Source organism: Limosilactobacillus coleohominis 101-4-CHN (assembly GCF_000161935.1).
GTDB lineage: Bacteria > Bacillota > Bacilli > Lactobacillales > Lactobacillaceae > Limosilactobacillus > Limosilactobacillus coleohominis_A.
Genome location: NZ_GG698806.1, coordinates 95678 through 108371 on the forward strand (window position 1 = coordinate 95678; position 12694 = coordinate 108371).

The following is a 12694-nucleotide window of genomic DNA, read 5'->3' on the forward strand; positions in this document are numbered from 1 at the left end:
CAAAAAAATGACCTAAATAGTCTCTTTTTGAAACTACTTAGGTCATGCTCAATTAAGATAACACCCTAATTATAAATTTTTAACTAATCGTGCAATATGAACTGTTAAATACATTACTTCTTGATCAGAAATTGTAAATCGATACTTTCGTTGAATGAAATCGTGCACTTGTTGTGCACAAGTCAATGCCTTGGGATAACGACGACTTAGGCTTTCCATTAATTCACGGTCAGTATCATCATCGGGATAGTGAGTATCCGTCAAAATTCGTTGTGCAAAAAATTTTAGATGTGTAATAAAACGAAAATAGTTCAATGATTGTTCATCAAATTCCGTATGAAAAAAATCTTTAACAATTTTTTCCACTTCTGTCACTATCTGCGTCATCTGATAAGCATTATTTTGTTCGTTACCACCCGTTGATTCAACGTCCAAAAAACTTAATGCAATAAATGCGGCCTCATCATCTAAAAAGTCAATTCCTAACTTCCTTTTAACTAACTCCACCGCTTTCATCCCAACATCATATTCATCAGGATAAAGACGTGCGATATCCCACTTGAGCGGATTAGTGAGCTTAATTCCTGACCGATACCGTTCAATGGCACCATGTAAATGATCAGTGAGATTAACATAAATAATTTCGTTCAATTTCCGTCCAAGTTTAATCTTAGCGTAATTAATGATCCGTTCCGCAATCAAGACTTCGTCCATTGGTGCATCAATCACAACTTCTTTAAATTTATTGAGGGTATCCGGATTTTTTAATAGAAAGGTTTGTTCAACCTTACTAATATCGACGTCTTGTCCACGCTTTTTATTCCAGGCAATTCCTGATCCCATTAAAAGAACTTCGACTCCGGAATGGTTTTCCGAAATCACCGCATTGTTATTTAGGACCCGTTTAATTTGCAAACCGCCGCCCCCTTTCAAAACAAAAATGGCTTACTACATGGTATAGTACAACGAATACCAATAGTAAGTCATGCTCTTTTAAGTTTAAGATAACACCTTACATTATTCACACAATTAAGTAGCTATCCATGCTTACCCAAAGTAATAACACCTAACTACACTGTTCATCTTATCCCTCTACGAAAGCGCTGTCAATAATTTCTTTAAAACTTATAAAATTGGCGACAACAATCGCGAAGCCGTCTGCTTAAAACGTAACCATCGTGGTTGTTGGGCAAACATTGCTGGCGTAACTACATGACTATGCCGAACATCTTCCATAAAAATTTGTTCAAGCTGATCAGCAATCCGTGAATCATAGATAAAACTGTTGATTTCAAAGTTTAACTTGAAACTCCGGTAATCAAGGTTGGCAGACCCAACCGAAGCCATTTTGCCGTCAATCATGACGGTTTTAGCATGCATGAAGCCATTGTCATAGTAGTAAATCGTGACCCCTTCATTGGCGAGCATCCATGCATAGTATTGCGTTGCGCGGTAAACAAATGGGTGATCAGGCTTGCACGGAATCATAATCCGGACATCAATTCCTGAATGGGCAGCTACCTTTAGTGCATCAATCATACTGTCATCCGGAATTAGGTATGGTGTTTGAATCCAAATATGGTCCTGAGCTGCATTAATGAGTCGCAAATAACCAAGTTTAATCGTTTCCAACTGTGTATCAGGACCGCTGGAAACAATCTGCATTGGGGTGGTCCCATTTTCAACCTTAATTGGTGGGAAAAAGCGCCGATAGTGTAGGATTTGTTTGTCAGTTCCCTGCATTGTGGCATTCCAGTCACGAATAAATCGTTGTTGAAGTGAATAAACCGTCCCTCCAATCAGCCGGAGGTGAGTATCCCGCCAGTAGCCAAACTTCGCTACCCGGCTCAGGTATTGATCACCAACGTTGAAGCCACCAACATAACCGATGCGGCCATCAATTGTGACAATCTTTCGGTGATCCCGATAATTAATCCGGAAGTCAAAAAGGTTACTCCGCGTCATTAAGAATTGTGCAGCTTCGCCACCGTTTTCGCGTAGATGGTTATAAAAACTCGGCTTGACGCCTCGGGAACCCCAAGAATCATAGAGAACCCGTACTTCGACCCCTTCTGCGGCTTTCTGTTCCAGAATCGTCCGCAACTGATTACCGATTTGGTCATTATAAATGGTGTAAAACTCGATATTAATGCTCTTTTTCGCTGCTTCAATATCTTTAAACATTTGGCGAAATAACTTGTGCCCATCATTAAAGATCTCAACATTATTATGCCGGGTAAAAAAAGCATCATCGAGGTTTTGAAATAACATCACCGTCCGCCAATAGGTGCGCCGGGTTTGCTTTTTCGGTTTCATCATATTAGCAAACTTCTTTTTTTGTTCTTCAATGGCCTCCGTCAGCTCTAGCTGGGTGGCACTTTGAATTCTTTCCATCCGATGGCGGGTTGGTTTTCGACCGAGAAAGGCGTACGCAATAAATCCAATTACTGGAATGAGTGTCAAAACAAGGAGCCATGCCCAGGTTGCCGCGATATCTCTTTTTTCCCGAAAGACGGTCAAAAGCGCCGCCACTTCGTTCACCAGCACAATAATAATGAGGACAACACGAATAATATTCCACGTCAATACCATGCTTGCTGTCCTCCTCTACCCGATAAAATCACTTATAATAATTTTAACGCATTCCTCACCCTGAACCAAATCACTAATTCATGTATAATAGTTCAAAATCAAACGAGGTGGTTATTTATGTTTTCAGAATTGGCCGTTGGTCAAATCCGCGCTTTTCATATGCTGTTTAACCAAAACCCAGTACTGGCCATCATTGTGCTGGTCGCTTTAATTGCCTTAGCCTACTACTTTAAGAATCATTAACCAAAGGGATCATCACCGAAGTCGTGAACGTGACTTGCGGAGATGATCCCTTTTGCTAAGCAAAAAACTGCTGCCAATTTTGTTCAATTTGTTGTTCTAATTCAATTGCGGTTAGCTTTCTCAAATGAGCCACCTCATCATACAGACGCTGCATCGTCTGCCAATAATCAATTTCATCAAGCGGTTTGTTCTGCGCCCAGGAAATTCCTTCTAAGCCATCACTCTCAATAAAAATCAGCTCCGCAGGAACCTGTTGAGCAACTTTTTGAACTGCCGAATCATTAAAGACATCAGGGCCTACCGAAAACCAAGTATTCGGCACTGCTAGATACTGTTGTAGGTAACGTTTTGATGAATACCAGTGAACCAGCTTATGAACATCTGGAAACTCATGAATCCCCTCCAAAAGTTCCCGCTCACAACCCTTAACATGCAAAACAACTGGTTTATGATTCATAGCTGCTAATTCCAATTGTTTTTGAAATACTGGACGTTGAATAGCTAACGGCACTTCTGTTCACGTCGTATCCAGTCCGATTTCACCAATCACTGAAACACTCGCTAATAAATCCGTGTCGATCGTTTCCTGCCTTGCTTGCCATGGATGAACACCATAACTTAATTTTTGTTGAGCATTAGCAACTTGCCGATTTCTTTCATACTCTGCGTTACTTGTCGAACTAATCGTACTTTTCATTTGATGTTGCTGCTGCACCTGAATAATCTGCTGATGCTCATCGTTATGACAATGGATATCAATTAACATTAACGAACCTCAGGGGACAATGCCCGGTCCAGTAAATTCATAATTAACTTTACAAGCACCCCATCAAAGACTAATGAGGACAGTGCTCCAGTAATAAACATCGCCATTTGTAAACTCACACTGAAGTGGTTCCACCCATAAATAAAGTACGACGGGATAAAGCCACCCAAGTGGGCACCAAAGGACCCCAAAAGGACACTCCCCCAACTGCACCGTTCATAACGGGACTTTTTCGGAAAGAATCCTAATTCATTTCCGGCCCCTTGAATTAAACCTTCCATAATCGTCAATGCTCCCCACTGACCGCCAAGAAACATTTCCACCATGGAAGCAATCGTCTCACCAACCACGGCAGACCCAATTGTTGGCACTAAATAGATTGCAATTGGTCCAGCCATATACCACAATCCCGAAAGTATCGTATCAACTAACGGTCCAATGCCGAATGGAGTTAGGAGTAATTTAACGGAGTTATAAACTGTATTAATCAACAACATATAGATAACTCCAAATAGGATCCCGACTAGGGCTACCCGAATAACTGATGCTAAATTCCAATGTGTATAACGTTTAAACATAAAAATCTCCTTTGCATACTAATAACGTTGATACTTAAAAAGGCTCCCCCATCACGGAGAAGCCATTATTGGATATTTTCACATCAAATAATTGCTGTCTCCCTCCGCTAGTATTAACTAGATCAGGTTCTATGGGTATTTCTCAGCTAACTAAATAGCACCCCAGACAGGTTAACTTTTTTACAACGATGATCATACCACATCGCAGAGCCAAAAAAAAGAGTGGGAAAGAACTAGCTTGCCTAGTTCGTTTCCCCACTCCCTTATCATTAACGACTAGTCTTGGTCGTCAGCCTTTTGATCATCTTTCTTTTCGTCGGCCTTGTATTGATCACTGTCGTCATCAGCAGCATCCTTGGCGTCAACTATTTCCAGCTTGCCATCCTTCATTTCAGCAACTAGGTGCTTTGCATCAAGGTGGTCAAGGTAGTAATCCGTAACCTTGTCACGAATTTGTTGTTCGATGACCCGCCGCAGTGGACGTGCACCCATGGCTTCGTCGTAACCTTCGTCAATCAAGAACTTCTTTGCCGTTGGTGTGACCTTAACGTCCATATCCTTCTTAGCCAACGTCTTGTTTACATCCGCAATCATTAAATCAACAATCTTTTGCAAATCGTCCTTTGTCAAACTGTGGAATTCAACAATCGCGTTAAACCGGTTCAAGAATTCTGGACGGAAGTAAGTGGTCAACTTCTTGATCAAATCTTCTTCATCCTTTTCGTCACCGAGCTTAACTGGTGCATCGTTGGAGTAACCGGCATTGGATGTCGCAATGATGACCGTGTTCTTGAAGTCAACGGTGTTCCCTTGACCATCAGTTAACCGACCATCATCTAAGACTTGGAGAAGTAAGGTGATAACTTGTGGGTTTGCCTTTTCAATTTCATCCAAGAGAATGATGGAGTATGGGTGACGACGAACCTTTTCAGTCAAGGTGTTGGAGTTATCATCGTAACCTACGTAACCAGCAGTCGTACCAATTAGCTTAGAAACCGCATTCCGGTCAGAGTATTCTGACATATCCAGCCGGATAATATCATTCTTAGAACCAAACATATCAAGGGCTAATTGCTTGGCAAGTTCGGTCTTACCAACCCCAGTTGGACCAACGAAGAGGAAGCTACCAATTGGCCGATTGCCTTCGTCAAAGCCGGCCCGATTCCGCCGAATAGCCCGGGCAACAGCTTCAACAGCTTCGTCTTGACCAATGACCTTACCTTCAAGCCGCTTGTCCATTTCCTTCAAGCGTTGAACGTCACTAGCACCGATCTTAGAAACTGGAATACCCGTCATTTGTTCAACTGCGGCAGCCACATCTTCTGGTGTAGCAGTGACTTCTTCTTGCTTGGAGTGATCTTTAATTTGCTTCTTCAAATCAGCGATCTTGTCCTTAGCTTCTTGAGCAGCCTTGTAGTCTTCCTTCTTAGCAGCGTCCTTTTGCTTCTTTTCTTCCTTTTCAATTTCCTTTTCGATTTCCTTAACGTCCTTTACCGGGTGCTTAGCAGCCAGGTGAGCAGCCGTCATATCAATCAGGTCAATTGCCTTGTCAGGAAGTGACCGTTGTGGAATGTATTGAACAGAGTAGTCAACTGCTGCTTGAAGAACGTCATCTGGTAACTTAACGTTGTGGTGACGTTCGTACAAGTCACGAATTCCCTTCAGGATAGCAAGCGTGTCTGCCTTGCTTGGAGCGTTGACAGTTACCGGGTTAAACCGCCGGGCTAAAGCAGCATCCTTCATAATGGTGTTTCGATATTCATCCTGGGTGGTTGCCCCGATTACCGTGATTTCACCCCGTGACAATGCTGGCTTAATAATGTCAGCCATTCCTTTAGAGCCACTGTCAGAACCAGTCGAACCAGCACCGATGATTTGGTGAATTTCATCAAAGAAGAGAATAACATTGCCAGCCTTTTTAACTTCGTCAATCAGCTTTTGCATATTTTCTTCAAAGCTGCCCCGGTATTGCGTACCAGCTTCCAGTCCGGAAATATCAATACTGATAATTTCCTTATCTTTAATTGGTGCTGGAACATCACCAGCAACAATTGCCTGAGCTAAGCCTTCAACAACCGCGGTCTTACCAACCCCGGCATCACCAACAAGTACAGGGTTGTTCTTAGTCCGCCGACTTAAAATTTCAGCAGTTTCTTGAATTTCTTTATTCCGGCCAATCACTGGGTCCAATTCGCCTTGGCGCGCCTCTTCCGTCAAATTCCGGCCAAGCTTGTGGAGCATACTGTCCTTGCCTTCATTTGGCTGTGGTCCTGGTTGACCAGGTTGTTGTGGAGCTGCTCCACCAGGTAATTGGCCAGTTTGGCGATATTGAGCAAATTCTTCAGGAGTAACTTCACGGCCGTTAATCAAGTAACGACGGTTATCTGAATTAAAGCCGTTCATCCCTCCCATTAATTGGTTAAAAATGTCATTCATGTCGTTGTCAAATGGGTCTCTTGGGTTTTGTGCCATAATACTTTCCTCCCTATTTGTTTAATTGCTTTTTTAATTACATCCGAATCAACTTCATCATACAGCTAACCCGAATTAGTCGTCCAATAAATAGTGTTCTTCTAAATCGCGTAAAACTTGCCACATCTGTCGATGCTGTGCACGCGCAATTGCATCCAGATCTCGTAAGTTCAATGACGTGGCTTTTGATTGCTGTTTGTTAAACGACTTATGTAAGGTTGTGTAGCCGTATCCGGAAGTCTTTGCAACCTGATAAATCGTCAGGTGATTTTCATTAAGATAGCTCTTAATATCAATCCGCATTACCGCTCACTTCCTTCACACTTTATGTTTTTATTATACCATATTTGTGATATACCACAAGTGTAATATGACAAAAAAGTGGAATAAATTTATATTTTTTTATGATACTTTCCTGTGAATTTTAAATTTTATGTTGACATTCATTAGATTTCGATTAGAATGTACTTAATCAAATTAAATGAGGTAACACAAATGACTGCATTAAATTATTCTCAATTGAATAATGCGTTTAGCTACTGGTTCTGGAACTCCATCTCCTAGAGTCAGTAACCTTTTGTGATGGCTTCTAGGATTCATACATCCGGAAGCTGACCAACCTTAATTTGGCATACTACCATTTAAGAAACGAGCGCTCCCGGGTGTTGCAGAAATGCAATTCCCGGGTTTTTATTTAAAGGAGGAACTTTTCAATGCCAAAAATGAAAGCTAGTCTTAGTCAACAATTCAATCCCAACCTCTCTAGAGTTCAACCAACGCCCATCCGGGTGTTTGATAATCAAGCTAGTCAAATTCCCGGGATCGTGAAATTAACCCTTGGTGAACCGGACTTCAATGTTCCAGAAGTTGCTAAACAGGCTGCGATTGAGAGTATCAAAGATAATGACTCGCACTATTCAGCTGGTTCAGGAACCCCGGCTTTACGTGAAGCAATTTCAAACTATCTAAAGAAGCATTATGATCTCGATTATGATGCCACAACTGAAATTGCGGTCACGATTGGCGCAACCGAAGCTATCTACGCCGCCCTGTTTGCCATTATCAAACCTGGTGATCAAGTCTTGATCCCAACACCAACCTTCCCACTGTATGAAGCAGTCGTTAACCTTCTTGGTGGTGAAGCAATTAATCTTGACACCAGCAATAACAACTTCGTACTATCACCGGAAGCCTTGCAAACTGCCTTAGACCAGCACGAAAATGTTAAAGCAATTGTTTTAAACTACCCATCAAACCCAACCGGGGTTACTTATTCAGCTGACCAACTAAAGGCTCTTGCAGACGTCTTAGCAGATACGAACCTGATTGTGATTGCTGATGAAATCTACTCTGAGCTAATTTATGGTGGTCAACACACCTCCATTGCTAAATTCCTTCCTGGACAAACCATCGTCCTCAATGGTGCCTCTAAGTCTGGAGCCATGACTGGTTACCGGATTGGTTTCATGGCAGCCCCGGCAGAATTGATGAAACGATTAGGGATGGTTCACTCAATCATGATTACTTCCCCTTCTGATCCAGCAATGGCTGCTGCCGTTCCAATCTTTGATAGCGAAGCAGGACATCAAGCTACCCTTGATATGAAAGCAGCCTACGAAAAGCGGCGAGACTTCTTAGTAGCTGCATTGCATGATCTTGGCTTCGGTGTTGCAACTCCAAATGGTGCTTTCTACGTTTTCGCTAAATTACCGGCCAAATATGGTACTGACGACGAAGCCTTTGCTACTAAATTAGCTCAAGAAGGTAAAGTTACCGTTATTCCTGGATCATATTTCGGTGATGGCGGTGAAGGTTACTTAAGAATGAGCTACGCTACCAGCATGGACAACCTGAAATTAGCTGTCGACCGGATCAAAAACATGTTAAATAACTAGGAGGAATTCAATTATGACAAAAATTTTAATGACTAGTGTCCGCCCTGATGAGCAAAAAGCGATCAACGATTTTGCCGAACAGCACCAGATCGATGTTGTAACTACCTCTAAGCCATTTATCGACGATGAAGCCATCGCGATGACTAAGGGAATGGATGGATTAGTCATCCAGCAACACGCCAAAGTTCCTGACAACGCCTACGCTGCTTTAAAAGCCAATGGGCTTAAACAAATTAGTACCCGAACAGCTGGTGTTGATACGATCAATGTTCCATTAGCACATGAAAACGGTCTAAAAGTAACTAACGTTCCAGCATATTCACCACGTAGCGTTGCAGAACATGCTTTAATGCAAATCTTCCGCCTTTTGCGTAAATCATATGCATTTGACCACCGGGTTGCTCAAAACGATTACCGGTGGGCTGGTCTGCAAGCCACTGAAATTCATTCCGCAACCATTGGGATCATTGGTGTTGGTCGAATTGGGGGAACCCTGGCTAAATTACTAAAGGCGTTAGATGCACGAGTGCTCGGCTACGATGTCAAACCACGAAAAGAAATGGATGGGATTGTCGAATACGTTTCAAAAGAGGAACTCCTGCAACAATCTGACGTTGTCTCATTGCACGTAGACTTAAACGATACTTCCAAAGGCCTGCTTACGCTCGATGATTTCAAGTTAATGAAACCCACTGCCGGATTGGTCAACGCTAGTCGTGGTCCTGTTGTCGTCACCCAAGACCTAGTCACCGCGCTTAAAGATCAAGAAATTGCTGCGGCCGCCCTCGATACGGTTGAAGGCGAAGAACACATTTTCAATCAAGATCATCGCGAGGACGGTTTAGATGCTGTCCCATTAGTCAAAGAACTTCATGCGATGGACAACGTCATTCTGACCCCGCACATTGCATTTTTCACCAACATTGCAGTACAAAATATGGTTGAAATTGCCTTAACGGATGTCTTAACCATCCTTGATGGTCAATCATCACCTCACGAATTCAATTAAGATAAGGAGAAATTACAATTATGAAAGCCAAGCTCAAAGAATTAACGATGGCCACGCTTAACGGAAACGCCATTGCCATCGTCATTGCGCTAATTCCGAGTGCATTGCTCTCTCAATTACTACAATTTTGCCCGGTTAACTCGGTTACCACTGGGATTACCCACATGATTAACCTCGCGCAAGCCGCCTTCCCCTTCATTGCCGCTTTTGCGGTGGGGATGATCTTAAAGTTCACCACTTTACAAGTCGGTTCGATGGCACTGGCGACCTTCGTAGCTGCCGGTAACGCAGTCCCCCACAAGGCGCCTTTATCATTAGTGGTTCTGGAATTATTTTGAACATTATGTTAACAACCTTCATTGCCTCCATTGTGGTGATCTTTTTAGATCAATTTCTTGGTCAGTTCAAAATGATTTTAGAGTCACTATTAGTATTACTGATTGCTGGTGGAATTAGCCTTCTTACCATGCCCGTAATGGTTGCAATTCAAAACGCAATTGGGCAGGTAGTCCAAGCTGCCACTAATATGTCACCACTATTAATGGGGATTGTCCTCGGAATGTTATTTGGTGTTCTGATTGTCTCCCCAATTTCCTCCGTTGCTATCGCAATGGCAATCTCGCTTTCCGGCGTTGGATCTGGGGCCGCAAATGCTGGAATCGTTGCCTGTTCCTTTACTTTGGCATGGATGGGAGCAACTGTGAACCCGATTGGTGGAACCCTGGCGCACTTCTTAGGTTCACCCAAGATTCAAATGGCCAACATGCTTGAAAAACCGAAACTATTCATCACAGTCATTATTGCTTCAGGTATTTCTGGTTTGTTCGCAGCACTTTTCCAAATGAATGGTACACCATTCTCCGCTGGATTTGGTTTTTCGGGATTAATCGGTCCACTAACTGCTTACCAACATTCCACCGGTTCATTCCTCCTGCTACGGGTAATCCTGGTGTTTGTAATCATCCCGGTAATCTGTGCTTGGCTCATGAATTTCGTCTTTGTTAAACGCACTACTTTTGTTCAGCCAACTGATCTAAAACTAAACCTATAATGTTTCATGTGAAACACACAAAAAAGGTGATCGAAATCGATCACCTTTTTTTGTGTTATCAAGTATTTTAATTTTAGTAAATGCCGTCGTAAGCCTTTTGGAATAGCTTAACAACTTCTTCAACAGTTCCCTTCCGTGGGTTGGAGAATGCATTACCATCCTTTAATGCATTCTTGGCCATTAATTCAAAGTCTTCTGGCTTAGCGCCAATAGCCTTAATTGAATCCGGAATACCGATTGACTTAGCTAATTCACGCATCCCATCAATTGACTTGTGGGCAGCTTCCATAGTCGTCATACCAGTTGTGTCATAACCCATGATTTGGGCTAATTTAGCAAAACGGTCTGGGCAAGCAATGATGTTCCATTCTTCAACTACTGGAAGCATCAAAGCACAGCAAACACCATGAGGGGCATCATATTGACCGCCCAATTGGTGCGCCATTGCATGAACATATCCCAAGTTAGCGTTATTGAAGGCCATTCCGGCAAGCATTTCCCCTTCGACCATCTTGGTCCGTGCTTCAACATTGTGACCATTCGCAACCGCTTCTGGTAAGTATTGTTGAATAATTTGAATAGCCTTTTCACATTGGCTATCAGTAATATCATTGTGGTCAACTGAAACGAATGGTTCAACTGCTTGAACATAAGCATCCAAACCAGTTGCGGCAGTCGTTGCTTGTGGAATATCCAGCATTAGCATTGGGTCATTGAATGAAACCAATGGAATGTTCCGCCATGAAACAACCACAAACTTCAGATGGGTATCTTCATTGGTAATTACTGCGTGCCGGGTCAGTTCAGAACCGGTACCAGCAGTCGTGTTTACCGCCATCAATGGTGGCAACGGCTTATCTAGCGTTTCAATTCCGGCAAGTTTAGTAATATCGTCACCATTCGTAAGAATAATTCCAATTCCCTTACCACAGTCATGAGCGGAGCCACCACCAACAGTGATGATGCTATCACAACCTTCATCCAGATAGATTTGCTTACCCTTCTTAATATCACGAATCTTGGGGTTTTCTTCTGCACCATCAAAGATGACGTATTCAACGCCGGCCTTCTTCAATGAGTTAACAGTTTGATCAACTGGTCCATTTTCGATTTTGCCAATGTGGCCACCAGTAACCACGAGGACCTTGTGCATTCCAAGCATCTTAGCCCGATCACCAATTTTAGCAATTACTCCCGGGCCAAAGAAGTTTACACTTGGCATTAAGAAATCAAATTGTCGTTCCATGCTATTGCCTCCAATAAGTTAATTACAGTATTGATTGTAATACCAACTTTGTGAAAATCAACACAATTTTAAAGGAAACTAAACATTTTTATCAATCTGTTTCATTTGAATCCTGAGTTATAAACTAATTGTACCTTGTAAAATCAATCACATTACTTATGGTAAGGTAAGCCGTTAATAATCGTAAATGCCCGATAGATTTGTTCCGTGAGGACCAACCGCATCAATTTGTGCGGGAGCGTAAACCGTCCAAAAGAAATTTCAGTATTCGCCCGTTTCAAAACAGCTGGACTTAATCCTAGTGATCCACCAATCACAAAAGTGAGGTCGCTATGTCCATAGGTGGTTAACTGATTAATCTCCTTAGCAAATTCTTCTGAGGAACGTTCCTTTCCCTTAATCGCCAACGCGAATACGTATTCGCGATCTTTAATCTTACTAAGGATCCGCTCCCCCTCCTTGGCCATTACCTCAACCATTTCATTTTGGCTAAGTGATTCAGGAGCCGGTTCATCGGCGACCTCAACAATCTTAAATTTGCAAAACCTCCCAAGGCGCTTTTGGTATTCAGCAATTCCATCTTTAAAATACTTTTCTTTGACTTTCCCCACACCAATAATTTTAATATTCAAAATTCTTCATTCCTTACCTTTTTCTTGCTATTTTACCATCATGTTAATAACTAGAACTTTTCAACAATTTTTCCACAAGTTATCCACAGAAGATCGTGGATAAATCGGGAAGTTCGTTCTTCTATCTTTGGTCTACCCCGAATTGACAACTTAAGTTATCCACATTAGCAACAAAAACAATCGTTCGCTCGTCTTAATTCGATGACCTGA

At 42.3% G+C, this 12694-nt stretch carries 12 protein-coding genes, 1 pseudogene and 1 riboswitch; of the genes and pseudogenes, 5 read left to right on the forward strand and 8 right to left on the reverse strand.

Annotation, left to right across the window (positions count from 1 at the left end):
* Window positions 1-69: 69 nt before the first annotated feature.
* Entirely contained in the window at window positions 70-915 is an 846-nt protein-coding gene (gene licT, locus HMPREF0501_RS07775) for a BglG family transcription antiterminator LicT (RefSeq protein ID WP_006917454.1), read from the reverse strand.
* A gap of 210 nt (window positions 916-1125) precedes the next feature.
* On the reverse strand, window positions 1126-2592 hold the full coding sequence (cls, locus tag HMPREF0501_RS07780) for a cardiolipin synthase (protein WP_006917455.1): 1467 nt from the start codon (window positions 2590-2592) through the stop codon (window positions 1126-1128).
* A 117-nt stretch (window positions 2593-2709) separates the two neighbouring features.
* On the opposite strand from cls, the gene HMPREF0501_RS09280 reads away from it, so the two are divergent.
* Complete coding sequence (locus tag HMPREF0501_RS09280) at window positions 2710-2835, forward strand: hypothetical protein (RefSeq protein WP_006917456.1); 126 nt, start codon at window positions 2710-2712, stop codon at window positions 2833-2835.
* Between the two features lie 55 nt (window positions 2836-2890).
* On the opposite strand, the pseudogene HMPREF0501_RS09195 reads toward HMPREF0501_RS09280, so the two are convergent.
* From HMPREF0501_RS09195 to HMPREF0501_RS07800, 4 genes and pseudogenes are all read right to left on the reverse strand, one after another.
* Window positions 2891-3601, reverse strand: a pseudogene (locus tag HMPREF0501_RS09195) (TatD family hydrolase).
* Window positions 3601-4179, reverse strand: coding sequence for an ECF transporter S component (locus HMPREF0501_RS07790; RefSeq protein ID WP_006917458.1), 579 nt, complete (start codon window positions 4177-4179; stop codon window positions 3601-3603). Before HMPREF0501_RS07790 ends, HMPREF0501_RS09195 begins: the two are co-directional and overlap by 1 nt.
* 82 nt (window positions 4180-4261) lie before the next feature.
* Window positions 4262-4354, reverse strand: a riboswitch (TPP riboswitch).
* Window positions 4355-4455: 101 nt separating this feature from the next.
* Window positions 4456-6651, reverse strand: a complete 2196-nt coding sequence (locus tag HMPREF0501_RS07795; RefSeq protein WP_006917459.1) for an ATP-dependent Clp protease ATP-binding subunit — start codon at window positions 6649-6651, stop codon at window positions 4456-4458.
* 75 nt (window positions 6652-6726) lie between these two features.
* The gene (locus HMPREF0501_RS07800; protein ID WP_006917460.1) at window positions 6727-6954 is read right to left on the reverse strand and encodes a hypothetical protein; all 228 of its coding nucleotides are present in this window, start codon (window positions 6952-6954) and stop codon (window positions 6727-6729) included.
* A 410-nt stretch (window positions 6955-7364) separates the two neighbouring features.
* Here HMPREF0501_RS07800 and HMPREF0501_RS07805 point away from each other — a divergent pair, with 410 nt between their 5' ends.
* Genes HMPREF0501_RS07805 through HMPREF0501_RS07815 form a run of 4 tightly spaced genes read left to right on the forward strand, consistent with a single transcriptional unit; the run spans window position 7365 to window position 10606 of the window.
* A complete protein-coding gene (locus HMPREF0501_RS07805; RefSeq protein ID WP_006917461.1) occupies window positions 7365-8546 on the forward strand; it encodes an aminotransferase class I/II-fold pyridoxal phosphate-dependent enzyme in 1182 nt (393 codons plus the stop codon).
* Between the two features lie 13 nt (window positions 8547-8559).
* Window positions 8560-9555, forward strand: a complete 996-nt coding sequence (locus tag HMPREF0501_RS07810) for a D-2-hydroxyacid dehydrogenase (RefSeq protein ID WP_006917462.1) — start codon at window positions 8560-8562, stop codon at window positions 9553-9555.
* A 20-nt stretch (window positions 9556-9575) separates the two neighbouring features.
* Window positions 9576-9893, forward strand: a complete 318-nt coding sequence (locus HMPREF0501_RS09325; RefSeq protein ID WP_006917463.1) for a PTS sugar transporter subunit IIC — start codon at window positions 9576-9578, stop codon at window positions 9891-9893.
* Window positions 9894-9898: 5 nt separating this feature from the next.
* Window positions 9899-10606, forward strand: a complete 708-nt coding sequence (locus HMPREF0501_RS07815) for a PTS sugar transporter subunit IIC (RefSeq protein WP_006917464.1) — start codon at window positions 9899-9901, stop codon at window positions 10604-10606.
* 73 nt (window positions 10607-10679) lie between these two features.
* On the opposite strand, the gene HMPREF0501_RS07820 is transcribed toward HMPREF0501_RS07815, so the two are convergent.
* Window positions 10680-11852, reverse strand: coding sequence for an iron-containing alcohol dehydrogenase (locus HMPREF0501_RS07820; RefSeq protein ID WP_006917465.1), 1173 nt, complete (start codon window positions 11850-11852; stop codon window positions 10680-10682).
* Window positions 11853-12004: 152 nt separating this feature from the next.
* Window positions 12005-12484: a 23S rRNA (pseudouridine(1915)-N(3))-methyltransferase RlmH gene (gene rlmH / locus HMPREF0501_RS07825; protein WP_006917466.1), complete on the reverse strand. Its 480-nt coding sequence runs from the start codon at window positions 12482-12484 to the stop codon at window positions 12005-12007.
* Window positions 12485-12694: the final 210 nt, after the last annotated feature.

Coding starts and splice junctions, on each gene's coding strand:
- cls (WP_006917455.1), bottom strand. CDS start 2,592: ATGGTATTGACGTGGAATATTATTCGTGTTGTCCTCATTATTATTGTG.
- HMPREF0501_RS09280 (WP_006917456.1), top strand. CDS start 2,710: ATGTTTTCAGAATTGGCCGTTGGTCAAATCCGCGCTTTTCATATGCTG.
- HMPREF0501_RS07790 (WP_006917458.1), bottom strand. CDS start 4,179: ATGTTTAAACGTTATACACATTGGAATTTAGCATCAGTTATTCGGGTA.
- HMPREF0501_RS07795 (WP_006917459.1), bottom strand. CDS start 6,651: ATGGCACAAAACCCAAGAGACCCATTTGACAACGACATGAATGACATT.
- HMPREF0501_RS07800 (WP_006917460.1), bottom strand. CDS start 6,954: ATGCGGATTGATATTAAGAGCTATCTTAATGAAAATCACCTGACGATT.
- HMPREF0501_RS07805 (WP_006917461.1), top strand. CDS start 7,365: ATGCCAAAAATGAAAGCTAGTCTTAGTCAACAATTCAATCCCAACCTC.
- HMPREF0501_RS07810 (WP_006917462.1), top strand. CDS start 8,560: ATGACAAAAATTTTAATGACTAGTGTCCGCCCTGATGAGCAAAAAGCG.
- HMPREF0501_RS09325 (WP_006917463.1), top strand. CDS start 9,576: ATGAAAGCCAAGCTCAAAGAATTAACGATGGCCACGCTTAACGGAAAC.
- HMPREF0501_RS07815 (WP_006917464.1), top strand. CDS start 9,899: ATGTTAACAACCTTCATTGCCTCCATTGTGGTGATCTTTTTAGATCAA.
- HMPREF0501_RS07820 (WP_006917465.1), bottom strand. CDS start 11,852: ATGGAACGACAATTTGATTTCTTAATGCCAAGTGTAAACTTCTTTGGC.